Origin of the sequence: Paenibacillus anaericanus, from assembly GCF_003994475.1 — a bacterium.
Taxonomy (GTDB): domain Bacteria; phylum Bacillota; class Bacilli; order Paenibacillales; family Paenibacillaceae; genus Fontibacillus; species Fontibacillus anaericanus.
Genome location: NZ_RZNY01000003.1, coordinates 124,390 through 150,313, shown reverse-complemented (window position 1 = coordinate 150,313; position 25,924 = coordinate 124,390). Strand labels below are relative to the sequence as shown.

The 25,924-nt window shown below is 43.9% G+C and carries 30 protein-coding genes and 1 riboswitch; of the genes, 26 read left to right on the top strand and 4 right to left on the bottom strand.

All coding sequences use genetic code 11. The features are described 5' to 3' along the window. Nucleotides 1-9: 9 nt before the first annotated feature. Nucleotides 10-690 (top strand): lipoyl(octanoyl) transferase LipB, encoded by a 681-nt coding sequence (lipB, locus tag EJP82_RS04990; RefSeq protein WP_127190935.1) that lies wholly within the window; start codon nucleotides 10-12, stop codon nucleotides 688-690. 8 nt (nucleotides 691-698) lie between these two features. Here lipB and prli42 read toward each other — a convergent pair whose 3' ends face one another. Further along, nucleotides 699-797 carry a stressosome-associated protein Prli42 gene (gene prli42, locus EJP82_RS04985; RefSeq protein WP_127190934.1) on the bottom strand — a complete coding sequence of 33 codons (99 nt, stop codon included), beginning with the start codon at nucleotides 795-797 and terminating at the stop codon, nucleotides 699-701. Between the two features lie 97 nt (nucleotides 798-894). Between prli42 and EJP82_RS04980 the strand changes: the two genes are divergently transcribed. Further along, nucleotides 895-2,022, top strand: coding sequence for a M20/M25/M40 family metallo-hydrolase (locus EJP82_RS04980; RefSeq protein ID WP_127190933.1), 1,128 nt, complete (start codon nucleotides 895-897; stop codon nucleotides 2,020-2,022). 86 nt (nucleotides 2,023-2,108) lie between these two features. Here EJP82_RS04980 and EJP82_RS04975 read toward each other — a convergent pair whose 3' ends face one another. Further along, the gene (locus EJP82_RS04975) at nucleotides 2,109-2,861 is read right to left on the bottom strand and encodes a tetratricopeptide repeat protein (RefSeq protein ID WP_127190932.1); all 753 of its coding nucleotides are present in this window, start codon (nucleotides 2,859-2,861) and stop codon (nucleotides 2,109-2,111) included. Nucleotides 2,862-2,891: 30 nt separating this feature from the next. Continuing rightward, nucleotides 2,892-3,032 carry a Z-ring formation inhibitor MciZ gene (gene mciZ / locus EJP82_RS04970; RefSeq protein ID WP_127190931.1) on the bottom strand — a complete coding sequence of 47 codons (141 nt, stop codon included), beginning with the start codon at nucleotides 3,030-3,032 and terminating at the stop codon, nucleotides 2,892-2,894. 94 nt (nucleotides 3,033-3,126) lie between these two features. Between mciZ and EJP82_RS04965 the strand changes: the two genes are divergently transcribed. The 18 genes from EJP82_RS04965 to EJP82_RS04880 all read left to right on the top strand — a co-directional run bounded on the left by EJP82_RS04965 (nucleotide 3,127) and on the right by EJP82_RS04880 (nucleotide 19,114). After that, entirely contained in the window at nucleotides 3,127-3,696 is a 570-nt protein-coding gene (locus EJP82_RS04965; protein WP_127190930.1) for an NUDIX domain-containing protein, read from the top strand. Further along, complete coding sequence (locus tag EJP82_RS04960; protein ID WP_127190929.1) at nucleotides 3,693-4,889, top strand: endonuclease Q family protein; 1,197 nt, start codon at nucleotides 3,693-3,695, stop codon at nucleotides 4,887-4,889. The genes EJP82_RS04965 and EJP82_RS04960 overlap by 4 nt, the downstream gene beginning before the upstream one ends. 298 nt (nucleotides 4,890-5,187) lie before the next feature. After that, nucleotides 5,188-5,832, top strand: coding sequence for a stage II sporulation protein M (gene spoIIM, locus EJP82_RS04955; protein WP_127190928.1), 645 nt, complete (start codon nucleotides 5,188-5,190; stop codon nucleotides 5,830-5,832). Nucleotides 5,833-5,931: 99 nt separating this feature from the next. After that, a complete protein-coding gene (gene fur / locus EJP82_RS04950; RefSeq protein WP_127190927.1) occupies nucleotides 5,932-6,402 on the top strand; it encodes a ferric iron uptake transcriptional regulator in 471 nt (156 codons plus the stop codon). Between the two features lie 210 nt (nucleotides 6,403-6,612). Then, nucleotides 6,613-6,849, top strand: coding sequence for a DUF4227 family protein (locus EJP82_RS04945; protein WP_127190926.1), 237 nt, complete (start codon nucleotides 6,613-6,615; stop codon nucleotides 6,847-6,849). A gap of 97 nt (nucleotides 6,850-6,946) precedes the next feature. Next, entirely contained in the window at nucleotides 6,947-7,876 is a 930-nt protein-coding gene (xerD, locus tag EJP82_RS04940) for a site-specific tyrosine recombinase XerD (RefSeq protein WP_127190925.1), read from the top strand. A 20-nt stretch (nucleotides 7,877-7,896) separates the two neighbouring features. Beyond that, nucleotides 7,897-9,087, top strand: a complete 1,191-nt coding sequence (deoB, locus tag EJP82_RS04935) for a phosphopentomutase (protein ID WP_127190924.1) — start codon at nucleotides 7,897-7,899, stop codon at nucleotides 9,085-9,087. 18 nt (nucleotides 9,088-9,105) lie between these two features. Then, nucleotides 9,106-9,930, top strand: a complete 825-nt coding sequence (locus EJP82_RS04930) for a purine-nucleoside phosphorylase (RefSeq protein WP_127190923.1) — start codon at nucleotides 9,106-9,108, stop codon at nucleotides 9,928-9,930. A 21-nt stretch (nucleotides 9,931-9,951) separates the two neighbouring features. Continuing rightward, entirely contained in the window at nucleotides 9,952-11,283 is a 1,332-nt protein-coding gene (locus EJP82_RS04925; RefSeq protein ID WP_127190922.1) for a pyrimidine-nucleoside phosphorylase, read from the top strand. Between the two features lie 162 nt (nucleotides 11,284-11,445). Continuing rightward, nucleotides 11,446-12,633, top strand: coding sequence for a D-alanyl-D-alanine carboxypeptidase family protein (locus EJP82_RS04920; RefSeq protein WP_127190921.1), 1,188 nt, complete (start codon nucleotides 11,446-11,448; stop codon nucleotides 12,631-12,633). 88 nt (nucleotides 12,634-12,721) lie between these two features. After that, on the top strand, nucleotides 12,722-13,075 hold the full coding sequence (spoIIAA, locus tag EJP82_RS04915; RefSeq protein WP_127190920.1) for an anti-sigma F factor antagonist: 354 nt from the start codon (nucleotides 12,722-12,724) through the stop codon (nucleotides 13,073-13,075). After that, entirely contained in the window at nucleotides 13,072-13,524 is a 453-nt protein-coding gene (gene spoIIAB, locus EJP82_RS04910; RefSeq protein WP_127190919.1) for an anti-sigma F factor, read from the top strand. Before spoIIAA ends, spoIIAB begins: the two co-directional genes overlap by 4 nt. 11 nt (nucleotides 13,525-13,535) lie before the next feature. Then, the gene (gene sigF, locus EJP82_RS04905) at nucleotides 13,536-14,291 is read left to right on the top strand and encodes an RNA polymerase sporulation sigma factor SigF (RefSeq protein ID WP_127190918.1); all 756 of its coding nucleotides are present in this window, start codon (nucleotides 13,536-13,538) and stop codon (nucleotides 14,289-14,291) included. 145 nt (nucleotides 14,292-14,436) lie between these two features. Next, complete coding sequence (locus EJP82_RS04900) at nucleotides 14,437-15,078, top strand: stage V sporulation protein AA (protein ID WP_127190917.1); 642 nt, start codon at nucleotides 14,437-14,439, stop codon at nucleotides 15,076-15,078. Further along, complete coding sequence (locus tag EJP82_RS04895) at nucleotides 15,075-15,500, top strand: stage V sporulation protein AB (RefSeq protein WP_127190916.1); 426 nt, start codon at nucleotides 15,075-15,077, stop codon at nucleotides 15,498-15,500. The genes EJP82_RS04900 and EJP82_RS04895 overlap by 4 nt, the downstream gene beginning before the upstream one ends. Before the next feature lie 79 nt (nucleotides 15,501-15,579). Next, a complete protein-coding gene (locus tag EJP82_RS04890; protein WP_370877670.1) occupies nucleotides 15,580-17,106 on the top strand; it encodes a spore germination protein in 1,527 nt (508 codons plus the stop codon). Between the two features lie 111 nt (nucleotides 17,107-17,217). Next, nucleotides 17,218-18,549: a diaminopimelate decarboxylase gene (lysA, locus tag EJP82_RS04885; RefSeq protein ID WP_127190914.1), complete on the top strand. Its 1,332-nt coding sequence runs from the start codon at nucleotides 17,218-17,220 to the stop codon at nucleotides 18,547-18,549. 127 nt (nucleotides 18,550-18,676) lie between these two features. After that, complete coding sequence (locus EJP82_RS04880; RefSeq protein WP_127190913.1) at nucleotides 18,677-19,114, top strand: peptidylprolyl isomerase; 438 nt, start codon at nucleotides 18,677-18,679, stop codon at nucleotides 19,112-19,114. A 56-nt stretch (nucleotides 19,115-19,170) separates the two neighbouring features. Here the strand turns inward: EJP82_RS04880 and EJP82_RS04875 are convergent, their stop codons facing one another. Beyond that, nucleotides 19,171-19,617 carry a V4R domain-containing protein gene (locus EJP82_RS04875; protein ID WP_127190912.1) on the bottom strand — a complete coding sequence of 149 codons (447 nt, stop codon included), beginning with the start codon at nucleotides 19,615-19,617 and terminating at the stop codon, nucleotides 19,171-19,173. Nucleotides 19,618-19,873: 256 nt separating this feature from the next. Continuing rightward, a riboswitch (FMN riboswitch) is annotated at nucleotides 19,874-20,043 on the top strand. 269 nt (nucleotides 20,044-20,312) lie between these two features. Between EJP82_RS04875 and ribD the strand changes: the two genes are divergently transcribed. From ribD to scpB, 6 genes are all read left to right on the top strand, one after another. Further along, on the top strand, nucleotides 20,313-21,425 hold the full coding sequence (gene ribD, locus EJP82_RS04870; RefSeq protein ID WP_127190911.1) for a bifunctional diaminohydroxyphosphoribosylaminopyrimidine deaminase/5-amino-6-(5-phosphoribosylamino)uracil reductase RibD: 1,113 nt from the start codon (nucleotides 20,313-20,315) through the stop codon (nucleotides 21,423-21,425). Between the two features lie 273 nt (nucleotides 21,426-21,698). Continuing rightward, nucleotides 21,699-22,379, top strand: coding sequence for a riboflavin synthase (gene ribE / locus EJP82_RS04865; RefSeq protein WP_127190910.1), 681 nt, complete (start codon nucleotides 21,699-21,701; stop codon nucleotides 22,377-22,379). Between the two features lie 26 nt (nucleotides 22,380-22,405). After that, the gene (locus EJP82_RS04860; protein ID WP_127190909.1) at nucleotides 22,406-23,644 is read left to right on the top strand and encodes a bifunctional 3,4-dihydroxy-2-butanone-4-phosphate synthase/GTP cyclohydrolase II; all 1,239 of its coding nucleotides are present in this window, start codon (nucleotides 22,406-22,408) and stop codon (nucleotides 23,642-23,644) included. 54 nt (nucleotides 23,645-23,698) lie between these two features. Then, on the top strand, nucleotides 23,699-24,166 hold the full coding sequence (gene ribH / locus EJP82_RS04855; RefSeq protein WP_127190908.1) for a 6,7-dimethyl-8-ribityllumazine synthase: 468 nt from the start codon (nucleotides 23,699-23,701) through the stop codon (nucleotides 24,164-24,166). 330 nt (nucleotides 24,167-24,496) lie between these two features. Beyond that, the gene (locus tag EJP82_RS04850; RefSeq protein WP_127190907.1) at nucleotides 24,497-25,294 is read left to right on the top strand and encodes a segregation and condensation protein A; all 798 of its coding nucleotides are present in this window, start codon (nucleotides 24,497-24,499) and stop codon (nucleotides 25,292-25,294) included. After that, nucleotides 25,263-25,889 carry an SMC-Scp complex subunit ScpB gene (gene scpB, locus EJP82_RS04845; protein WP_127190906.1) on the top strand — a complete coding sequence of 209 codons (627 nt, stop codon included), beginning with the start codon at nucleotides 25,263-25,265 and terminating at the stop codon, nucleotides 25,887-25,889. The genes EJP82_RS04850 and scpB overlap by 32 nt, the downstream gene beginning before the upstream one ends. Nucleotides 25,890-25,924: the final 35 nt, after the last annotated feature.

Genomic DNA, 25,924 nt, shown 5'->3' with positions numbered 1-25,924 from the left:
ATGAACGGCATGACGAAGTCCTTGCAAATCCGCTATTTTCCGATGATGGAATACGGGGAAGCTTGGGAAATGCAGAAGATGCTCGTAAAAGCCATCGATGAAGGTCAGCAGCAGGAACACCTGCTGCTTCTTCAGCATCCACCAACATATACTATCGGTTCACAGCGTCATCCTGAGCATTTGCTGCTTAGTTCAAAAGAGTTGCAGGAGCAGGGAATAGCGTTGTTTGAAATCGATCGAGGTGGAGATATTACATATCATGGACCAGGGCAACTTGTGGGTTATCCCTTATTGTGGCTTGATGGTACGAAAGGCTTAGATTTACACGGGTATTTACGAGAGCTGGAACAAGTAATCATTAATTACTTGAGATTGTTCGGAGTTGACGGATCTAGAAAACCGAAATACACCGGGGTTTGGATCGGGGATACGAAGATCGCAGCCATCGGCGTGAAGTTTAATAAGTGCCGCCACAGGAAAGGATTTATCGCCAGTCACGGATTCGCTTTTAATATCAAAGCGGGCATTCAAGCGGATGGCTTTCAGGGCATCATTCCCTGTGGCATTGAGCAATATGGAGTGACATCACTTGAGGATGTCACTGGACTTCCATTCACAGTGGAGCAAGTTTCACGGGACATCGTCCCCTATTTTAACGAGGTATTTAGCATGTATGGGTCGTGGAGCTAGCCCCGTAATTAACGGATGAGAAATGGTTCAATCAGGGCGAGTAGTGTCGATCCAAGCATTGCAAACAACATTATATAAATAACGATCTTTAACCATTTTTTTCGCATATAGAAAAGCTCCTTTTGATTAAATTAGATTGGAAGTAGTATATTTAAAGACTACATCCATTTATATTAACGCAAAAAAGAAGGCGAGGAAAGTATTATGATAAATAAGGAAAGAGTTATCGCACAATTCATCGAGTTAGTATCTATTGATAGTGAAACGAAATATGAACGGCAAATCGCAGATTATCTGAAATCAAAATTTCAAAGTCTAGGCCTTGAAGTGGTGGAGGACGACTCCCAGGCCATCACAGGTCACGGAGCTGGCAATCTAATTGCTACTCTTAAACCAAGTGGAGCCAATACGGCTGAGCCATTCCTGTTCACTTGCCATATGGATACAGTGACACCCGGAATTGGAATCACACCAATAATTGGGGAAGACGGATGGATTCGCAGCGACGGTACTACTATTCTGGGAGCAGATGATAAAGCAGGTGTTGCAGCCCTCCTAGAAGTTATTGAGGTTCTGAAAGAGAACAATCTGCCACATGGACAAATTCAGTTCGTGATCACTGCAGGTGAAGAATCAGGACTGCTGGGTGCGAGAGCGCTAGATGCTAAATATCTTGACTCAAAATTCGGATTCGCGATTGACTCTAACGGGGAAGTGGGGACCATTTGTGTTGGGGCTCCAACACAAGCGCGGATTGAAATTGAAATATTCGGCAAATCGGCTCATGCCGGTGTGAATCCAGAGGATGGAATTAGTGCGATTCAGGTGGCTGGTAAAGCGATTTCCCTTATGAATCTGGGACGTATTGATGAAGAAACATCCGCTAATATCGGTAAATTTGAAGGCGGCGGTCAGACGAATATTGTAGCTGACTATGTGAAGTTGTATGCAGAAGCGCGGAGTCTTTCGCAAGATAAGGTCAATAAACAACTGGCGGAGATGAAGGAAGCGGTTGAATCAGCTTGTCGTGATTACAATGCTCGGGGAGAATTTAAGAGCGATATTATTTACCCGGCCTTCCATTTCTCAGGGAATGAAGATGTTGTCAAACTAGCGAAGAAAGCTGCGGATCAATTGGGGCTTTCGGGTGATACCTTTACTTCAGGCGGGGGCAGTGATGCCAACATATTCAACGGATTAGGAATTCCAACCGTTAATCTGGCCGTGGGATACGAGGATATTCATACCACTAAAGAGCGAATCAAAAGTGAGGATATTGTTAAAGTAGCTCAGCTTGCCCTTGAGATTGTCACGCAGACTTTGACTAATTAATCAATGTTTATTCACCGCCCAGTAGGCTTTACAAAGCCTGCTCGGGCGGTTTTTCGTTGTTATTAGCTTAATATAAGAGAAGTGAGTTAATGCTTGAGGGATACGCTTTGCGCAGGGAGGTTACGTTGTTGCTCCAGTGACCATTCGGTATGCCAGCCCGAGCTATGTATGATTTGGAGAGATTGAGTAATGTCATTTAGATATCGCTCAATCTTGGTCCTCTCTTCTTCAGCGGGATGATACAACGTAATCCGTCTTAGGAGGTTGGACATCGCTTCGTTCAAATAACAGGATGCAGCACCAAATCGGGCGCGAGCGATTTCGGGACTCTTTTGCAAAAGGGACTCAAATAATTCAGTTGCTTGGGAATATTGACCTTCATCATAAAGTATCTCAGCAGAAATGTAAGTCAAATTTAACATAGAGTTACTGTTCTCGTTAATGGGATAGGCAGACAATTTATCCTTAGCTTCTTGTACGTACCCCTGTTCATAAAGGGCTTGAATGAGCTCGCTTTGGAGGTAAATGTCTGGAGATCCACCCAGTAATGTGTCGGCGATATCAAGTAAACCTAATGATACAGTGCGTTGAATAAGTTCTGCGAGATGAATAGAACTCAGGTTATGTTGGGAAATGTTTGTATCCCTATGGAGTTGGCAAATGACCGATAACTGTCGTAATGCTTCTTGAAAAGGCAATGAAATAGCTGCCTCTTCCTTTTCCCACTCCTGAATACATTGAAAAGCTATCTCAATCTCGCCAGTGCGAATGAGTGTTTCGAGATATATTATACGATACGGCTCTGTCTTATTATTTTCACAGATTGGAGAACTGCTCATAGTTCATCACTTCCAGTCCGATGAGTTCAATTATTTAGTGAGTCTTGATGCTAAGAGTTCTTTTACTTTAACGGAAGGACCCGCCTCTTTTTGCCACTGAGATAAAAGAATACGAATTTGCCAAGCCTTTCCTTGGGCACGTAAGCGATCATTTGAGAAATATGACTTCATGTTGATGCTCCTTTTCTTAACGAGTTTGGTATAATAACACCATATGTCTCAGGCGGACAAGTTATGACGTTTTACATTTAAAGGAGGAATAATAATGACAACATCGCATGATAAGTTAGTCGAGAAGACAATATCTACAGAACCCGTGTTCTCGGGCAGGATTATATCTCTACAGATCGATACAGTTGAGCTTCCTGATGGTTCCAAGGCTACTCGGGAAGTTGTGAAGCATCCCGGTGCGGTAGCGGTCATTGCCATTCATGAGGGGCGTTTACTACTCGTTGATCAATTTCGTCAACCAATGAGAAGATGTGAGCTCGAGATCCCCGCTGGTAAGCTAGAGAAAGGCGAAGACCCAATGGAAGCGGCTAAGCGTGAACTTCAAGAAGAGACAGGGTATCACTGTGATCAAATCAGTCTCATTCATTCTTTCTATACTTCCCCTGGATTTGCCGATGAAATCATTCATTTATATTTGGCTGAGGGATTATCGGCTGGGGAGATGGCGTTGGATGAGGATGAATTTCTTGAAGTTTATGAAGCGACTCTAGAGGAATGTCAGCAGTATATCGTGGAAGGGCGTATTGCAGATGCCAAAACCATTATGGCCGTATATATTTGGCAACAACAGCTTGCACGGGATACTGAGAGCAAAGAAATATGAGTCCAAAGGAACCGGACTTATCGTCTTACTATGCTGATCTACATATTCATATTGGACGAACAGAACAAGGGGCTCCTGTCAAAATAAGCGGTAGTCGTAATCTAACGTTTGAGAACATCGCCAAGGAAGCCCAAGGACATAAGGGAATTGGACTTGTAGGCATCATCGACTGTCATTCCCCTGGAGTACAAGAGGATATTGTAGCAAGCTTGGAAAAGGGCGAAATGAAGGAATTAGAAGACGGTGGGATATCTTACAAAGGAACAACCATCTTACTTGGTTCGGAGTTAGAAATTCGTGAGCCCGGTATGGGTCCCGCACATATTCTTGTCTATTTTCCATACTTCGAAATGATGAAGTCATTTACTGGCTGGTTAGAGCAACGAATGAAGAATGTTAGTTTAAGTTCTCAGCGAGTGTATGCACCAGCACGTGATTTACAAGCAGAGGTTTATGACAGAGGGGGAATGGTGATTCCTGCTCATATATTTACACCTCACCGCAGTATTTATGGAAGCTGTGCCCCACGGTTGGATCAGGTGCTTAATCCTGAACTCATTAGTGCGGTAGAGCTTGGACTAAGTGCTGACAGTGAAATGGCAGGACTGATTAGCGAGTTGGACAGATATACAATTCTAACTAATTCTGACGCACATTCGCTCGGTAAGATCGGAAGAGAATATAATGAGTTAATCTTGCAAAGGCCTAGCTACCGAGAATTTGAAAAAGCTCTGAAACGTGAAAGTGGCCGGAGGGTAGCTGGGAATTTTGGTTTGAATCCTCGTCTTGGCAAATACCACCGAACATACTGCGGAGGATGTAATTTTATCATCAACGAGACTGAGCATTCTGTTGAGCGTTGCCCTTATTGCGGAAGTACCAAATTAGTACGTGGTGTCCTGGATAGAATTCATTCTATCGGTGACCGCAAGGAGACGATGATTCCATCTCATCGTCCGCCGTATCATTATCAGGTGCCGCTTGAATTTATTCCGGGGCTTGGTCCGGCTAAACTTAACCTCCTACTTGAAGCCTTCGGCACGGAAATGAATATTCTGCACCGAGTCTCTCAGCTTGAACTTGCTGAAGTAGTTGATGAGGAGCTAGCTGCCCTTATCTGCGAAGCACGCAGTGGACGGCTATCTTTATCGCCAGGTGGTGGCGGGACCTACGGTAAGGTCATCAAATCCTAGAGGAAGTTCAAAAAGTCGACAATTGATCACGAAGTAACTCTGGATGTTTTACTACATCGAAGATTACTCCAATCCTTGAAGTCCGTTGCTCATGTAGGTTTGCCTACACTCCGCTACTCCTTCTTCGGTTTGAAGTAATCTTCTCGGTGCTGAATCGTCGACTTTTTGAACATTTATCCTAGAGGAAGTTCAAAAAGTCGACAATTGATCACTCTGGTTGAAGCATAAGGTAGCCAGCTTGTACATAGTCTGTTGTAAAGGGAAAGACGACTATGTTCAAGAGAAAGGGGGCTCACGCATGCTTCAACCTTTTCGTCATGCGCTCAAGGATCAGACGCCACTATATGTATTTGTAGCTGTGCTCTTTCTGATGGGTGTTGTTTTTGGTGCGCTAATGGTTAATGCACTGACTTTAGAGCAACAGCAGGATTTATCTCGGTATCTTGGGGATTTCTTCGTATCAGTGAATCAAGGAGGGACTGAGTTTAATCAGTTGGATTTTTGGGCTGTGGCGGCGCTACATTTGAAGTGGCTGGGCCTGATTTGGATTTTAGGACTTTCTGTCATCGGTCTTCCAGGTATTCTGATTCTTGATTTCCTGAAAGGTGTTCTGATTGGATTTACGGTGGGTTGTCTGGTTGGGCAATTCACTTGGTCTGGGTTATTATTCGCCCTTGTTTCAATTGCACCGCATAACTTAATTATTATACCAGCCTTACTTATAGGTAGTGTTGCAGCAATCGGATTCTCGTTAGGCATTATCCGAAGTAGGGTGTTGATGAACCGTAGTGGAAGCGTAGCGCGTCCTTTTCTGTCCTACTCAGGCTTAACGCTCGCAATGGTACTGGTAATCCTGGCGGCGTCATCCTTTGAAACATGGGTTACCCCGGTGATGATGAGTTGGGTTACTCCTATGTTGGAGCAGGTTCTAAACCCTGTGTAACTCTAGTAAAATGTTTGACTTTGTTGTTTGACTCCCCCTATAATAAAAGAAGTGATCAAAGAGAAATTAATGCACGGCGATTCCTGGGGGAGGGACATCATGGAAGCAAAGATCGATAAAATCAAGCAGCAGCTACAATCCCACGGTTACAAGTTGACACCCCAGCGGGAAGCCACGGTAAGGGTACTGCTAGAGAATGAAGAAGATCATCTAAGTGCGGAAGATGTATTTATGCTTGTAAAAGATAAAGCTCCGGAAATCGGTCTTGCGACTGTTTACCGTACACTAGAGTTATTGAGTGAATTGCATGTCGTGGAGAAGATTAATTTTGGTGACGGAGTTGCCCGGTACGATTTGCGGACGGACACATCGAAACATCATCACCATCATTTAATTTGTGTACAGTGTGGGGCAATGGATGAAATCCGTGAAGACTGGCTTGGAGAGCTGGAGGAACGATTGGACAAAGAGTTCAATTTTACCGTTAGTGATCATCGCCTTGACTTTCATGGCATTTGCCATCGTTGTAAAGACAAGAATGGTGATAACCAGGATAAAAGTACTGATTAATCAATGGAATCGAGAAGCTTCCCATGGCCACCTGAGCTGTGTGAGGCTTTTTTTGGCCTGTAAGTCGTAGCCAGCAAAGAACAAGTCATAACCATAGCTAACATACATAATAGCCACATCTCTTTTATATACTGATATAAGCGAGTCCCATGCAATGAGCAAATGGGTTGATGGGATGGCATTTCGGTTATATAGGAAGAGGGAGAGATTATGGTAATTTCATTGCGGAAGTGGCTGCGATCGCTTAAATATTTGATAGCCTTTATCGTATTAGCTTATATCATGTATAGGGTTCTTGGGCTGTTGGAAGGGTATATATTTCCGATGGACAAGTACCGTATTCCAGATGGATCCGCCGTCAAAGCGTTTCGTTCCGGTACGGATGGGGACAGTGCCGTTGGTGTAATGTCGGAAAGATTAAAGTTATTTTTCTGGTATGGAGAATAAGCCCAACAGCAGGGAATTACGTAGGAATGTTGAATTATTATAAATAGACTTATCCTATAGGATAGGACTTATGGTGGATGAAAGGAGGCATGAGAAATTGGAACAATATGTAGCCTCTTTTATTTCTCATTTAGCAGATCAGAAAGGACTTAGCGGTGCGACTTTAGAGTCTTACTCTAGAGATTTGAAACAGTTTGTTGCCTATCTCGATGATCGAGAGACGAGCAGTTTTCGTGAGGTTACTCGGGCAGGAATTTTGCTCTATTTCTCTGCAATGAAGGAATGGGGAAAAGCGCCTGCGACGATCACTAGAGCCGCGGTATCCCTACGAGCGTTCTTTCAATTTCTTGTTCGTGAACGACTTGTTGATCAGGATCCATTTCTAATGATGGACATGCCTAAGAGCGATAAGAAAACTCCTCAGACTCTTACGGTGGAGGAAACGGAAAGACTGCTGGAATTACCTGATGTAACCAACCCGCTGGGTATGAGAGATAAGGCGATGTTGGAGCTCTTGTACGCTACGGGCATCCGAGTGTCTGAGCTCATCTCATTAAAGGTGGAGGATGTAGATACTGGCCTAAGATTTGTACGCTGCTCCGGAACAACCGGCAAGGAGCGGATTATTCCGATTGGCGGTATGACTGCTGATTGGATGGAAAGGTACTTGCTGGAAAGTAGGCCACAATTGAGTCATGATGAGAGTCTTGGTGCTCTATTTCTCAATAGCCGCGGGATAGCTATTAGCCGCCAGGGATTTTGGAAGATTATTAAGAAATATGGTCAAGAAGCCGGATTTGTTATCGATATTACGCCCCACACGTTACGTCATTCCTTCGCTGCGCATTTAATTGCCGGAGGGGCTGACTTAAGGTCGGTTCAGGAAATGTTAGGACATGCTGATGTTTCGACAGTACAGATTTATTTGAATAAATCTAAGCCGAATATTAAATCCGTATATGATTCATTTCACCCCCGAGCGAAGAATGCTTTTATGACTAATGGGGATAACTTAACTAACCGCTAAGAAAAGAGGAGTGAATGAAAATGGATAATAATAACAAGTTTAAGAAGATTACTGTAATTGTACTTGATAGCGTGGGTATTGGAGAATTACCGGATGCGAAGAAATATGGCGATGAGGGCTCACATACTTTAGGTCATATTTTAGAGAAAGTGCCGAACACCAAATTACCGAATTTACAGAAGTTAGGGCTTGGGAATATTGCTGAGTTGCCAAATCTAAGCGCGGTAGAGTCTCCAGCTGCTTCTTATGGTAAGATGGCTGAAATCTCCACAGGTAAGGATACGATGACCGGACATTGGGAATTGATGGGCCTTAAGATTTCTACTCCATTCCAAACGTATTCGGAAGGATTTCCACGTGATTTGATCGCTCGCTTTGAAGCAGAGACAGGACGCAAAATGATTGGTAATAAACCGGCATCGGGAACCGAAATTCTTGATGAACTTGGGGCAGAACATATGGAAACAGGGGCGTGGATCGTATATACTTCAGCAGATAGTGTGTTTCAAATTGCTGCACACGAGGAAGTTATTCCTTTGGCCGAGTTATATCGCGCATGCGAAATTGCCCGCAGACTCACGTTAGAACCGGAACATACCGTGGGCCGAGTTATTGCCCGTCCTTTCGTTGGCGAGCCAGGTAATTTTAAAAGAACATCCAATCGCCACGATTATGCAGTGAATCCACCGGAGCCAACGGTTCTTAACGCCCTGAAGAATGCAGGGAGAGATGTAGTCGCTGTTGGGAAAATCAACGATATTTTTAGTGGAGAAGGTGTGACAGGATCCCATCCGACCAAGAGTAACCGTCATGGCATTGATGAGACAATTGCTCTTATGGGACAAGATTTCTCAGGCCTATTGTTTACGAATTTAGTTGACTTTGATTCCTTATACGGTCATCGGAGAGATCCAGAAGGGTACGCTCGTGCTCTGGAGGAATTTGATGCTTCATTGCCGGATTTGATGAATCAGGTAGGAGATCAAGATTTACTCATCATTACGGCGGATCACGGAAATGATCCAATTCATGCAGGGACGGATCATACACGGGAATACGTTCCATTACTTGTTTATAGCCCAGGGTTAACTCAGTCAGTTGATTTGGGTATTCGTGCGACATTCGCGGATCTTGCGGCAACGATTGCAGATAACTTTGGCATCAACGGTACGCAGCATGGGAAAAGTTTCCTAAAACAATTGAAATCATAATTAGGAGTGAAAGTAATAATGACGACTTTAACGCAAGACATGATCAGAGAAGCTGCACAATACATCAAATCAAAATCTCCAGTATCCCCAGAGATTGGACTTATCCTAGGGTCTGGTCTAGGTGTTCTAGCTGAGCATATTGAAGAAGCGGTAAGTATCGCTTATCAAGATATCCCTCATTTTCCACAATCAACTGTTGAGGGACATGCGGGCGAATTGCTAGTTGGTTCACTTCAAGGAGTACCCGTTGTACTCATGAAAGGCCGTTTTCATATGTACGAAGGTTACGGCCCAGAACTGACAGCCTTTCCCGTTCGAGTCATGAAGGAGCTTGGGGTATCGAAACTACTCGTAACCAATGCTGCAGGTGGTGTTAATACTGCTTATGAACCAGGGGATTTAATGCTGATTTCTGACCATATCAATATGACTGGTAAGAATCCGTTAATCGGACCTAATGACAATGAACTGGGTCCAAGGTTCCCTGATATGTCGCAGGCTTATAGTCGTAAACTACGCGAGACAGCCAAGCGGGTCGCCATAGAACAGGGTGTACAGCTTCAGGAAGGTGTTTATGCTGGACTCCTTGGTCCAACTTATGAGACGCCAGCTGAAATTGTAATGCTTCGTACACTAGGCGCGGACGCAGTTGGAATGTCCACCGTTTCAGAAGTTATTGTAGCCAGACATGCGGGAATCGAAGTGCTCGGTATTTCCTGTATTAGTAATATGGCATCTGGTATTCTTGATCAACCGCTATCGCATGTTGAAGTGATGGAGACAACTGAGCGGGTTCGTGAGAAGTTTCTAAGTCTTGTACTGTCAATCATTCCTGAATTGTAAATCTGGAAGGTGATGAAACTGATGAGAGCCGTAGATCTGATTCGAAAAAAGAGAGATGGCTTGGAGCTTAGCAACGAAGAGATTGGCTTCTTGATTCAAGGTTACAGTGTAGGTGATGTTCCTGATTATCAAATGGCGGCTTGGGCCATGGCTGTATACTATCAAGGTATGAGTGCGCGTGAAACGGCTGATCTGACGCTTCATATGGCTGCTTCAGGAGATATGGTTGATCTTAGTTCGATTCATGGTCTTATGGTCGATAAGCACTCTACAGGCGGTGTAGGCGATAAGACAACCATTGTTCTTGGGCCACTTGTTGCCGCTGCTGGCGTGCCAGTGGCGAAAATGTCTGGTCGTGGACTAGGACATACTGGTGGAACAATCGACAAGCTAGAAGCCATCTCAGGCTTCTCTGTGGAGCTTGGGAAAGAACAGTTCTTCAATCAAGTGAATGAGATCGGACTTGCTGTTGTGGGTCAGAGCGGCAACATGACACCTGCGGATAAGAAGCTGTACGGTCTACGTGATGTGACAGCAACGGTGGATTCAATTCCACTCATTGCTAGTTCCGTGATGAGCAAGAAAATTGCGGCGGGTGCAGATGCAATCGTTCTTGATGTCAAAACGGGTAGTGGAGCTTTTATGAAGACGTTGGATGATTCCATCCGTCTTGCTAAAGCGATGGTCGATATAGGGACACAGGTCGGAAGAAGCACGGTTGCGGTAATCAGTGATATGGATCAACCGCTCGGATATGCCATTGGTAATGCACTAGAAATCAAAGAGGCTGTAGCAACTCTGAAGGGTGAGGGCCCTGCAGACTTAGAAGAGGTTTGCCTGATATTAGCCTCGCATATGCTTGTGTTGGGTGGAAAGGCAGAGTCGGAAGCTGAAGCGCGAAAGATCCTTCAGGAGAAGCTAAGCAGTGGCGAAGCACTGGACAAGTTAAAAGCCTTAGTTCAAGCCCAAGGTGGAGATATCACTCAAATTCATGATCTACAATTACTCCCTCAGGCCGAAATTATTGTCGAAGTCAAATCTTCGAGTGATGGTTTTGTGGAGTCTATACAAGCTGAGGAGATTGGAATTGCCGCAATGTTACTTGGCGCTGGACGAGAGACAAAGGATTCTATCATCGATCTAGCGGCAGGTGTAGTCCTTCACAAGAAGATCGGTGATCCGGTGGCCTTAGGTGAAACATTAGCTGTTCTGCACCTGAATGAGGTGCATAGGGCCGGGTGTGTAGAAGCGGGGAATAGAGTAAGAGAGGCATATGGTATCTCTACAGTTAAAGTGCAAAGACGCCCCCTTGTATTTGCTCTCGTAACACCGGAAGGAATAAAGAGATTCTAGGTTGAGATAGAGCCTGAATTGCTGCGAACCGTAGCATTTTCAGTAATCCGAATCAGGGTTACCGGAGATGCTACGGTTTTTTTGTGCTATAAGGAATATTTTACCGTGATATGGATGATACTAGGTTATCAGAATTAAATGTATGTCTAAGGGGGATTAATCATGAAAAAGGTAATGTTGACGTGGATACTCACGTTGATATTGGTAGTCTCGGTCTATCCTGCATCTAGTAACGCAGCACAAAGCCGACTTCATGAAGACGATGATGGTACCGTACTTGCGGAGAGTGCCCGTTCTGCTATTTTGATGGATGCGGACACAGGTACCGTGATTTACGAGAAGAAAAGTCATGAGAAGTTACCACCTGCTAGTATTACAAAGATCATGACAATGCTCCTAACTATGGAAGCCATTGACAAAGGTTCGTTGAAATTAACGGATAAAGTTAGGGCGAGCGAATATGCCTCATCCATGGGTGGTTCACAAATTTTCCTTGAACCTGGGGAAGAGATGACCGTTGACGATATGTTAAAAGGGGTAGCAATGGCATCAGGTAATGATGCATCTGTAGCTCTGGCCGAGAAAATCGCTGGATCGGAGAAGGCTTTTATAAAGCTGATGAACCAAAGAGCAGAACAACTGGGTATGAAGGATACACATTTCGAAAATTGCAATGGCTTACCTGTTACGAATCATTATAGTTCGGCTAATGACATCGCTGTTATGAGCCGAGAGTTGCTCAAATATTCAATTATTACAAAGTACACAGGTTCCTATCAGGATTATTTACGTAAAGATTCTGCAAAGCCCTTTTGGCTGGTAAATACCAATAAGTTAGTCCGTTTCTATAGCGGCGCAGATGGTCTTAAGACAGGGTATACATCCGAAGCGAAGTTCTGTTTGTCAGCTACCGCTACACGGGATGGGCTAAGGTTAATCGCGGTTGTGCTTGGAGAACCAAATACAAAGACTAGAAATAATGAAGTTTCGGCCATGTTTGACTATGGATTCTCCCAATATTCATTACAGCCAATTTATAAAGCGGGTGAAGTCGTCAGCAAAGTGAAGGTGCAAAAGGGTAAAACAGCCCAACTTGAAATAATTGCACCACGTCAACTGAGCGTTCTTGTTAAAAAAGGAGCGGCGGAAGGAATCACCCAGAAGGTAGTTGTGCCTGAAAAGGTCAGTGCACCTGTGAAAGAAGGACAGGTAATTGGCAAGCTGGTTGTTTACCAAGATGGTAAGGTATTAACCGAGTTTGAATTGAAAGCACCCTCAGCGATTGATAAAGCAGGTTGGTGGACATTGTTTAAACGAACGGCATCACACTTGTTTTTTGTAGATTCATAGGAGTTTTCTTCTAGTTTTGTCACAGAGAAGGATTATATCAATTACATGTAGAAATGTGTGTTCATGTCAGAGAGGAGAGTGAACAGACGTGAATTTGCATGCGGAGATGGAAAGAACCCGCGATACGTTAATTGTACGTTTAAGTGGAGAGTTAGATCACCATACAGCGGATGATGTACGGATGCGTATGGATGAAGAACTTGGTCGTGCTGGTTGCCGTCATCTTGTATTAAGCCTGAAATCACTTCAGTTTATGGATAGTTCAGGGCTCGGAGTTATTCTGGGGAGATACAAGTTGATCAAGCAGAGAGGTGGCAGAATGGTATTATGCGACGTCAACCCGTCGGTGTACCGACTGTTTGATATGTCAGGTTTGTTCAAGATTATGTCCATATTCGAGAACGAAGAAGTGGCTCTCTCTGATTTGGAGGTGGCGCTATGAGTTCAACTGAAGGTAACTTTATGTCGCTGCATTTTGCTGCGAGGTCGGAGAATGAATCGTTTGCCCGCGTAACCGTAGCGGCTTTCGTGTCTCAACTCGACCCTACTATGGATGAAATTACTGATTTAAAGACGGTAGTTTCGGAGGCGGTTACGAATTCCATTATTCATGGCTATGATGGTAATCCAGAAGGTGTCGTGATCATTTCTGCAAGTATCGAAGACGACACGGTTACATTGATCATTGAAGACAAGGGACGAGGCATTGAGGATTTGGAGTTGGCTAAACAGCCACTTTATACGTCAAAGCCTGAGTTGGAACGCTCGGGTATGGGCTTCACAATCATGGAGAATTTCATGGATGAGTTCGACGTCGTCAGTGAGGTCGGTGGTGGTACCTCCATTCGAATGAAGAAACGGATTGTATCCAAGAAAGCTTTATACAATTAGGGGTTGGGTCTATGGATGCTGATGTGAAGCAAACCTCGCGAGAGTTTCTAAACGACACGGAAGTGAAGCGGTTGATTGCTCTAAGCCAGTCTGGCGATAACGGAGCAAGGGATCGGCTGGTTAATAGTAATATTCGGCTGGTCTGGTCTGTAGTGCAGCGGTTTATGAATCGAGGATACGACCCAGATGATTTGTTTCAAATCGGTTGTATCGGTCTATTAAAGTCGGTTGATAAATTTGATCTTAGTTATGATGTGAAGTTTTCTACGTATGCGGTACCCATGATTATCGGAGAGATTCAACGTTTTTTACGTGATGATGGAACTCTCAAAGTTAGCCGCTCTCTCAAGGAGATGGCGAATAAAGTTCGCAAAATGAAAGATGAGTTATCTAAGCATTTGAATCGACTTCCAACGATAAAAGAGGTCGCTGAAGCACTCGGGGTATCCCCTGAAGAAGTGGTTTTTGCTCAAGAAGCGAATAAACCACCAGCTTCCATTCACGAAACAGTATTCGAGAATGATGGAGATCCCATCACGCTAATGGATCAAATTGCCGATGAGTCTCAAGAACGATGGTTTGATAAGCTCGCTCTACATGAAGCGATTGATGGTTTGAATGAACGTGAGAGGCTTATCGTGTATTTGCGATACTATCGCGATCAGACCCAGTCTGAAGTTGCGACACGGCTTGGGATATCTCAAGTACAAGTGTCCCGGTTGGAGAAAAAAATATTGCAAAGCATTCGTGACCAGATCGCTCAATAATCAATGCATAACATTAAAAAACGGCTTCTTCAGGGACTTTTCCGAGGAGCCGTTTTTTTGTTATGTCAGTGAGTCAGTGGGACAGAGTAAAAATGAGTATGTCTTGGCATACTATGCACAATACGGCAGTTAAGGGGTGAATTTAATGGGGATAAAACCCGCCTCTATTATATATTTACGTCTTCGTAAACAGGTAGGACTCCCTCCAGGATCTCCGATTAAACTGGGGGACGTTGCCCGCGTGTTAGCTGAACCAGATCAGGAGGCAAAATTGCTGAGTCTGGTTCTTGTTCGGCCAGAGAGTCGTGATGGAAATTTGATCGTTATTGATATGTTGCATGTCATTAGAGTCATCAGAGAACAGTTTCCTGAAATTCAGGTCGAATTTGTCGGTGAGCCGCATGTGTTAGTCGAACTAGTTAGCAAAGAGAAGAAACCATCTCCAATCCTATTTGTGCTCGTCTGGTTACTATTGTTCTTCGGTGCTGCACTAACGATTATGAACTTTCACGCAGATGTCAGTATGCCTGAGGTACAAGTCCGTATCGTTGAAATGATCACGGGGGAACGAGACGAGCATCCTTACTTGTTCCAGGCGGCTTATTCCATGGGACTCGGACTCGGGATGATTGTTTTCTTTAACCATTTATTCAAAAAAAATTGGAATGATGAACCTACCCCGCTTGAAGTAGAAATGTTTCTATATCAGGAGAACTTGAATCATTACATCATAGCTGAGGAGTACAAGAAAATGCCGAATGATTCCGTACGGGAGAAAGCTCCTTGACCCCCTTAGTATCGGGTCTAGTTTCTATTTTTCTTGGATTAGCGGGGGGCGTTGCCGTAGGCGGTGGTGTGATAGCGTTGTTTATCGTTCTGGATGTAATTCCGAGGCTGGCTCAAGTTACTAGAACGTATAAAAAAGTTCACTGGTACGAAGGTGCGATGGTATGTGGCTCGTTTATTGGAACAGTAGGCGATTTCTGGAATTGGCATATTTCTGGCCCATGGATTGGGAGCGGGATTGTCGGATTACTTAATGGGATATTTGTTGGGATGCTTGCTGCTGCACTTACAGAAGTGCTTAACGTTCTTCCGATTCTGGCCAAAAGATTGCGAATGCAGCGTTATTTGTTAGGTTTACTGCTTGCGATGGTATGTGGTAAGGTAGCGGGTTCATTTTTTGAATGGTTTATCTACAGGTCATAAATCGTTAGGGAGGAATGAGTAAATGGGACGGACAACCGCGAATGATGAGAAAGGGCTACATAATGTTGATAGTGATGCGATGCGGCGTAAGAAAGAGAATGAGGAATCCGACTCTATAGAAGAGTCCATTATATATTGGCAGAAAACAGACGAGATCAATGATTCGCTAGAGATTACAAAGCAGACGCTCAAGGAAGTTATAGGACTTGGTGAAAGCTTTGATATTGAATTCCGTGAGATGACGTTTGGGGGCAGAAAAACAGCGCTATTCTACATTAGTGGATTTGCTAAAGATGAAATAATGCAGGATGTACTTAAAAGACTAACGTATTTGGAGCCGGACAGTCTGTCTAAAGATGCACTCCAAAGACTACTTGATTTGTATATTCCTCATATTCAAGTGATGACCTTTGAGAAATTAAGTGAGGCTGTAAACAAGGTAATGACGGGAATGAGTGCACTGTTCATCGAAGGAGTACAGGCAGCAATCGTTATGGATACCCGCTCTTTCCCATCACGGAGTCCAGAAGAACCTTCGCTAGAAAGGGTTGTTCGAGGGGCAAGAGATGGATTCACGGAGACTTTACTATCCAACGTGACACTTGTAAGACGGCGACTACGGGATCCAGGCGTTAAATTTGAAGCCATGACTGTTGGACGTCGTACGCGGACGGATGTTGTTCTTTCCTATATCGATGATATTGTAGATAAAAATTTGGTGGATGACGTACGGAAGAAGATTGAGGAAGTGAATATCGACGGGATCCCACTAGCGGACAAGCAACTGGAAGAGGCAATCCTTCATAAAGGTTGGAATCCTTATCCCCTCGTACGTTACTCTGAGCGTCCTGATGTCGTGGCGTCACATATGATGGAAGGACGCGTGGTTATTTTTGTAGACACCTCACCGAGTGTCATTATTCTCCCGACTACCTTCTTTGATCTATGCCAACATGCCGAAGAAAATAGACAAACAGCCTTTATGGGAACTTATCTGCGATGGGTTCGTTTCTTCGGCATATTTGCTTCCCTATTTCTACTCCCGATCTGGCTGTTAATAGTTGTTCATCCCGAATTGAAGCCGGCTGCTCTAGCATTTATTGGTCCACAAGAACAGGGAAATATCCCGCTGATCGCTCAGTTTATATTTGTAGAGATTGGCGTAGATCTTCTAAGAATGGCTGCAGTACATACCCCGACACCGCTAGCTTCGGCGATGGGTTTGATCGCAGCTATCATGATCGGCGATATTGCAGTAAAGACGGGGCTGTTCGTTAATGAGGTTGTGTTGTATATGGCCGTGGCAGCAATCGGTATGTTTGCAACACCGAGTTATGAGCTGGGTTTAGCTAATCGAATCGTACGGCTTATACTACTCGTTGCGGTCGCCATATTTGGTGCATCTGGCTTTATTGTAGGTGTTACTGCATGGATTGTGTTCCTTACGTTACGACGCTCCTACAATTCTTCGTATATGTGGCCGTTTATTCCGTTTAATGCAAAAGCAATGGCGGCTGTTCTGGTACGTGTACCGGTCTTAACTTCTAAGCTCAGACCGTCAATAAATAAGACAAGAGACAATACGAGAATGCCAACTGATGAGTAGATAAACAGGCCGTCCTACAAAGAATACAAATGATATTCACAAAAATCCATTTTTCAGTTTGCTAGTTGTTTGCTATACTGGTGTAAAAATTGAAAGTGGAGGCCTGCATAGATGTATTTACACGGTACGAGCAAAATAAATGCAAAAGCTCATTTAGAAATTGGCGGTTGTGACACTGTAGAATTGAAAGAAACTTATGGCACTCCGTTGTACATCATGGATGAAGCTCTTGTTCGGCAAAGATGCCGCGAATATATGGGGGCTTTTAGAGAATCAGGTCTGACGTTTCAGGTTGCTTTTGCGAGTAAAGCTTTCTGTGTAATGGCGATGTGCCGACTTGTCGAAGAAGAGGGACTATCCCTTGATGTTGTCTCAGAAGGTGAGCTTTATACAGCCCTTCAAGCTGGCTTCCCTGCAAAGCGTATCCATTTTCATGGAAATAACAAAACACTTGCCGAATTAGAAATGGCTTTATCAGCAGGTATCGGTTGTTTTGTAGTAGATAATTTTACTGAGCTTCACATGCTCCAGGCGCTCGCAGCGGATAAAGGTATGAACGTCAATGTTCTTCTGCGTGTTACACCTGGGGTGGAGGCTCATACACATGAATACATTTCTACAGGGCAAACAGATTCCAAGTTCGGCTTTGATATCGCAAATGGATCGGCATTTGAAGCGGTACAGCTAGCTTCAGAATGTTCGAACTTGAATTTACTTGGTCTTCATTCTCATATTGGATCACAAATCTTTGAGGTTGAAGGATTTCAATTGGCAATCGAACGAGTTGCAGACTTCTCGAGAGAAGTGAAGCAAAAGCTAGATGTTATCTTTAAAGTAGTGAATCTGGGTGGAGGTTTCGGCATCCGTTATACAGCTGAAGATACGCCGTTGAAAGTATCCGATTACGTTAAGTCAATCACGGATGCTGTGAAGACATATTTTGCCGATGTCTACGCTCAACTACCAGAGATCTGGGTTGAACCGGGCCGGAGTATTGTCGGGGACGCCGGAACGACCTTATATACGGTCGGTACGATGAAGGACATCCCAGGTGTGCGTAAATACGTAGCTGTGGATGGCGGCATGACAGATAATCCTCGTCCAGCATTGTACGATTCCAAATATGAGGCAACACTAGCAAATCGTGCTAATGATCCTGCCGAAGAAACGGTCTCAATTGCGGGTAAATGCTGCGAAAGTGGTGATATGCTCATTTGGGATTTAGAACTTCCTAAGGCTAACAGTGGTGACCTACTTGCTGTTGCTTGTACTGGAGCATACAATTATGCTATGGCGAGCAATTATAACCGAATTCCTCGTCCTGCTGTTGTATTCGTTAATGAGGGTACTAGCGATCTCGTCGTCAAGAGAGAAAGTCTACAGGATATCATCGCAGGCGACTTGATTCCAGAACGGATTTCAAAGCAACCTTCGCTTAAATAAGGGTATTTATTCAGGTATTCTTCTTTAATTATTTGAACTTCCTTTGCAAGTCTCTTTGCTCCTTGTGCGATTTCATAGTACACTGTAATAGGTTCAATTTAAGAGACATGAAAAGGAAGTGATCCATATGAAAAAAGGTAAAATCATTTTGGAAAAGGGTGGAGAACTAGAAATTCAGTTCTTGCCAGAAGAAGCACCAGGTACGGTAGCTAACTTTGAAAAATTAGCGAACTCCGGATTTTATAATGGTTTGTCATTCCACCGTGTAATTCCAGGTTTTGTTGCTCAAGGTGGCTGTCCAACAGGTAATGGTACTGGTGGACCTGGTTACACAATCAAATGTGAAACAGCAACCAACACAACGAAACACGCTCGTGGGGTTCTATCCATGGCTCACGCTGGTAAAGACACAGGCGGAAGCCAGTTCTTTATCGTATACGAAGCACAGCCACATTTGGATGGAGTGCATACTGTATTTGGTAAAGTTACTTCCGGTATGGAACTTGTTGATCAGATCAAAGCCGGCGACAAGATGAAAGAAGTTACTGTTTGGGACGAAGAGTAGGAATATAATGAATCCCCCTCCTGATGGCACTCATCAGAAGGGGGATTTTTTGTAAGCTAGAATCTCAGTTCATATTCACACCGTTCATCTCCGTTAACGTTGCACTTCACTTCCTTAGCTGTTACTCTCTTGTTGTAAATTTTAGACAATGCCCCCTCCATAATGGCTCCTTCAAGATCACAGACCATTTGACCTTCATGTGCTGGAAGTCCTTCACAGAAACAATCCTCAACAGCGATATGCATACTTCGTTCAGTAGAACTAATGATGTGAGGTATACCAATCTTTAAATCCTCCAAAAGCTGTAGTAGTTCTTCGACCGTTGTTACAGGCAAGCTCTGACCAATTTTTCTTCCTATCGTCATGGTTGTACCTTTCCCACCTGAGGGCAAGCCTTGATACATTCCAATTAATCGAATAGCCCTGAATAATTCTAAAGGAACTTCAGAACCTAAATTTTTCCGTTTAATCTGTTTCATGTCCTCAAAGCTAAAATCATTCATTTCGCATTTCTCCATTCCTTATGTAGAGTTTAATTACTTGTACCAGTTGCTTTTATCCTACCCTCAACTTTGAACACCCCTTGTGATTATCATCACTAAATTATGAGAATTATTCTCAGTTATATTTTTTGACAAGAATATAGTTTGCGTGCAAGTGTTTCCAGGAACCTTGATTTATTTTTGTCTTGGTGATAAGATACCGTCATAATGGAAAGGTAATACTTTTCAAGTAACAACTCAAAATTTAATATTTGATGCAATCCTTCGGGGAGGGGTGAGATTCCCTACCGACGGTGATGGCATATCTTGGATTAAACTATCAAGGTATGCATGAGTCCGTGACCTGTATGTGGCTTTTCATGTGCATATGGCTGAGCCGGTGTGATTCCGGGACCGACAGTATAGTCTGGATGGGAGAAGGAGAACGCAGGTACACATAGATTAATACCTATGTGTCCTAAATGTAGAGCAGTTTTTTTTATGTCCATTTTTTCACAAAGTAGTATTGCTTTGTTGTGGGCATTAGAAAAAGGGTTTTTAGGCTTATTTGGGTTAGCTATTATTTTAACTTTGTCGCCTAATGTCCTGATTTGCTGACTTTATTTGCGTACAACAACTCTCATTGTTCCCTACTGGATTTTTCCGGTAGGGATTTTTATGTTTATCAGCAGTTGTAGGGGGTGGAAGAAGAGCAAATGGATAAGATCAACGACGAGTATTACATGGGATTAGCGCTAGATATGGCGGAGCATGCACAAGGTCAAACGGGGATGAATCCAGTTGTCGGGGCTGTAGTGGTGAAAGATGGAGCCATCCTTGGACTAGGCACGTACTTAAAAAGAGGCGATCCACATGCTGAAGTCTATGCTCTAAACATGGCCGGACCGTCGGCTGAAGGTAGCACAGTCTATGTGTCACTTGAACCTTGTAGCCATTATGGAAAAACCCCTCCCTGCGCAGAACGACTTATCGCTGAGAAGGTATCACGAGTAGTGGTGGCTTGTGAGGATCCTAATTCCCAGGTTGCAGGTCGTGGTATTGAATTACTTCGACAGAGCGGGATCGAAGTGGAAGTTGGTGTGCTTCGGGACCGGGCAATCAGGCTGAACAAGCAATTCATTAAGTTTATTACTACCGGTATTCCCTACGTGACAATCAAGACTGCGAGTACATTGGATGGGAAAGTCGCCTCTAAGTCAGGGGATAGTAAATGGATTTCAAATGAGTCGTCCCGTGAGATGGTTCACACGATGCGTCATAGGCATCAAGGGATCATGGTTGGTGTGGGAACGGTTATTGCAGATGACCCGCAGTTAACAACGAGACTTGAGGTGCCTGGATTGTCACCGATCCGTATCATTGTTGACTCTACATTACGGATTCCAGAGTCCTCCAAAGTACTTACTGACGGCCTAGCTCAGACGATTATCCTATCAACAAGTCAGGCAGATGAAGGAAGATTGTCTACATTAACTAAGCAAGGGATCACGGTTATCCCCTGCGGTGATGGACCTGAAGTAGACCTGTATCTAGGGCTAACCAAGTTAGGAGAAATGGATATTTCTTCAGTTCTTGTAGAGGGTGGAGGTCGATTGAATGGTTCCCTCATCCACAAGAAACTAGCCGATGAGATCGTCCTATTCTTTGCACCAAAACTTGTCGGTGGCTATGAATCTCCAGGGAACTTCATGTTTGACGGTTTTGACCTCATGCAGGATGCAATCACTTTAAGCAACATCCAAGTGGAACAAATCGGAGATAACGTATGCATCAGAGGAAACCCCATCTGGCCCACCGAAACCACCTGACGCATCCGTTGATCTAACTCAATCGCGTATTCTACCGCGAAACGAGTTTGATTCACTACATTTTTAAAAGTGTGGTGAAAAGTACAGGTGGACACGAGGTGAGATTCAGAACTGGAGAAGCGTAGCGTTCGTCTTTGCCACGTGATTGTAACCCTGCTGGGTGTTATAAGATCATACAATCACGTGGCAACAACGATCGGAAGTTTGAATCACACCGATTGTCCATGCCTGTTCACCACACTTTTACATGTACTAAGCAAAGGAGGAGAGCCCATGTTTACCGGTCTCGTAGAAGAAGTAGGAACAATGAGTTCCGTCAGTCGCAAAGGAGAAGCGATGGTGCTGGAAATCGCAGCTGGTCTGATAACCGATGGGCTGAAATTGGGCGATAGCATATCCGTAAACGGAGTTTGCCTTACAGCGACTACATTTCATCGTAATAAATTCACTGTTGATGTGATGCCGCAAACTTACCGCAACACAAATTTGAAGGATTTGAAGCCTGGAAGCAAAGTTAATCTAGAGCGTGCAATGTTAGCCGGCGGGCGGTTTGGAGGTCATATCGTACAGGGACATGTCGACGGGGTAGGAACTATCGTGGGCATGAAGAAAGATCAGAATGCAGTTGTGTACGAAATTGCTCCAGCCGATCATGTCTTATTCAAATACATTATTCCAAAAGGTTCGATCACTGTGGATGGTATTAGCCTGACTGTGGTGGAGATAACGGATAGAGGGTTCAGTATTTCGATTATTCCACATACTTTGTCCGAAACTTTATTTGCTTTTAAGAATACTGGCGATACGGTGAATTTGGAGTGTGACATACTTGGGAAGTATGTGGAGCACCTACTGAAATACGGGAATTCCCGGGAAGGTGATCTTAATACATCCAACAGAGCTTCATCGTCCACAGTAGATATGTCATTTCTAGTGGAGAATGGTTTTGTATAATGAACAACCCAGAGGAGGGGATCGTAATGAACGATATTCAACTGGATCAAGTCGAAGAAGCTATATACGATTTAATGCGTGGGAAAGTAGTTATCGTGGTTGATGATGAAGATCGCGAGAACGAAGGGGATTTTATCGCTCTCGCAGAAAAAGCCACTCCTGAAGTCATCAACTTTATGATAAGTCAAGGACGGGGGCTTGTGTGCCTGCCAATTACACAGGAGCGTGCGGAAGAACTTGATTTACAGCCGATGGTGGCACAGAATACCGATTACCATGGAACGGCGTTTACTGTATCTATAGACCACAAAGATACAACAACCGGGATTTCAGCGTATGAACGCTCGGCAACGGTGAAAGGGATTATGGATCCTAATGCTAAACCGTCAGATTTCCGTCGCCCTGGCCACATGTTCCCACTGATAGCCAAGAAAGGTGGCGTGCTTCGGCGTGCAGGTCATACCGAAGCAGCAGTAGATTTAGCTCGGATGTGTGGAGCGTATCCAGCGGCTGTGATCTGTGAAGTTATCAAAGAAGATGGTACGATGGCCCGGCTTCCGGATTTAGCGGAAATGGCTGAGACATTTGATTTGAAATTAATAAGTATCAAGGATCTAATCCACTATCGTAACGAAAAAGAAAAGCTCGTAACTCGTGAAGTAGAAGTTCAAATGCCAACAGATTACGGTGAATTTAAAGCTATTGCGTATACCAATGATGTAGATGCCAAGGAAAACGTTGCTCTTGTTATGGGTGAGATCGATAGTGAGAAACCGATCCTAGTACGTGTGCATTCAGAATGTTTAACTGGGGATGTATTTCATTCCCATCGTTGTGATTGCGGTCCGCAGTTTGAAGCGGCACTCCGCCAAATTAAAGAGGCTGGAAATGGTGTGCTTTTATACATGAGGCAAGAAGGTCGTGGGATTGGACTTGTCAATAAGCTTAAAGCTTACAAGTTGCAGGAGCAGGGCCTGGATACAGTAGATGCTAACCTTGAACTTGGATTTCCGGCAGACCTTCGAGATTATGGGATTGGCGCTCAGATTTTAAAAGATCTTGGTGTTCGGAAAATTCGCTTAATGACCAATAATCCACGTAAAATCAAAGGCCTTGAAGGCTACGGATTGGAAGTGGTGGAACGAGTACCAATTCAAATCAAGGAAAACCAAAATAATAGTAATTATTTACATGTCAAACAGTCTAAACTAGGACATCTGCTGGAATTTGATGATTTGGAGCAAGATGAATCTGCTAAAGTTTAACCTTAGAAATTCAGCTAAAAAATATAATATCTTATAATGAAAGGTTTGATTCCTATGACACATGTATTCGAAGGAACTCTCGTATCGGAAGGACTTAAATATGCGATCGTGGTTGGCCGGTTTAACGAATTTATTACAAGTAAATTACTGGGAGGCGCGTTGGACGCGTTGAAGCGACATGGAGTTCAGGATGACGAAGTTACAGTCGCTTGGGTACCGGGTGCATTCGAAATTCCCTTCGCCGCACAAAAGCTGGCCGAGAGTGGCAACTACGATGCGGTCATAACACTTGGAACGGTCATTCGGGGCTCAACTTCACATTATGACTATGTATGTAATGAAGTTGCAAAGGGTGTAGCAGCCATTGGTCTCAAGACAGGTATTCCAACGATCTTCGGTGTAGTCACAACAGAAAATATCGAGCAGGCGATTGAGCGTGCGGGTACGAAGGCTGGAAATAAGGGCTGGGATGCTGCGATGGCAGCAATTGAGATGGCAAACTTGACGAAACAGCTAAAATAGTGCTTATTTAATGTAGTACCCTTTTTTCTTAGGGTACTACATTTTTCATTTGCTCAGCTTGTACTATATAAGATGATTATGACTGTGATTAGGCTGCGATAGCGAAATGTTCTTACGATCGCTGTTGTCCCCGTATTTCTTGATTAAATTATTTAAAAGGTTGAAATTCGGAGACAAAGGCGAACGAAGCGTATGCTTACGAGGTAACTTTCCAAGGAAAGCTTTTACTTCTTTAGAATCATTTCGCTCTCTCCGCTGTATCTTGTTATTTAATCAACTAATATACTTACATGTGTACAAGCAGGCACTAATGGGCGGAGGATATTTTCATTGACGACAGTATCATATAAGTTGGAAACTTTCGAGGGGCCGCTTGATTTGCTGCTCCATCTGATCGATAAAGCTGAGATTGATATTCACCAAATCTCTATTAGCGATATAACGGATCAATATCTTCAATATTTGCATAGCATGCAGGAATTAGAGTTGGATGTTACGAGCGAATTTCTTGTCATGGCGGCAACGTTATTGTCAATTAAGAGCAAGCAACTATTGCCCAAACCACCAGTGATCGAGTTTGATGACGATTTTGAATATTTGATGGATGATGAAGACGATCCTAGAGATGAACTTATTCGCAAGCTAATCGAATATCGCAAATATAAAGGAATCGCTGAACATCTACACGAACGCGAGTGGGAGCGTAGTCTTATTTTCTCCAAAGAGCCGGAGGATTTGACGCCATTCATGCCTCGAGTCGTTGAGAACCCAGTGAAAGGTCTGCATACGGAGGACTTAATCTCTGTATTTCAGAAGGCACTGAGAAGGGCGGTTAAACGAAATGTTGTCGCACGTATTCAACGGGATGAAATCTCAGTTAAAGATCGTATTAGGGAAGTCGTATCGGCCTTAGAGATGACCGGCAAGGGCGGTAGATTGCTGTTCTCAAAGCTATTGCATCCTGAGATGTACCGTCATGAGATTGTTGTTACTTTTCTCGCTGTATTGGAATTGATGAAGATGAAACAAATCGTCTGTTATCAGAGTAGACTGTTTGACGATATTGTTATGGAGTGGAGAGGGGAAGGACAGGTTAATGAATTTTCAGGAATTGAAGTCGATTATTGAGGGATTGTTATTTCTAGCAGGTGAAGAGGGGCTCGGAGTTAAGCAGATCTCGGAAGTTACCGAGCAAAGACCAGAATTAATCACAGATGCACTATTGGATATGAAAACATCATTCGAGCGTGAAGAACGGGGATTACAGATTGTTCAGATTGCGGGGAAATACCAATTCGCAACACTACCTGAACATGCCCCTTATTTCGAGCGGTTAGCTTATTCACCTTCTCGTTCTTCCTTATCTCAGGCTGCACTCGAGACTCTCTCGATTGTTGCTTACCGCCAGCCGATCACTCGAGTAGAAATTGAGGAGATACGTGGGGTAAAGACGGAACGAGCTATTCATACTTTGGTTAACAAAGACTTAATTGAAGAGGTAGGTAGAGCCGAAGCAATCGGACGACCTATCTTATATGGGACTACGAAGGCGTTTCTAGATTATTTCGCATTAGGAAGTCTAAAGGATCTGCCTGATATGTCTAATTTCGAGAACACTGAGAACTTGGAAGAGGAGACACAGCTCTTGTTCCAAAAACTAGAGGAGCAGCAACAGCTTACTTTTGATGATGTAAATGACAACTCGAATGAGAATGGTCAATGAGTAAATAGACGGTTCGCTCTGAATAAGAGCGGCCG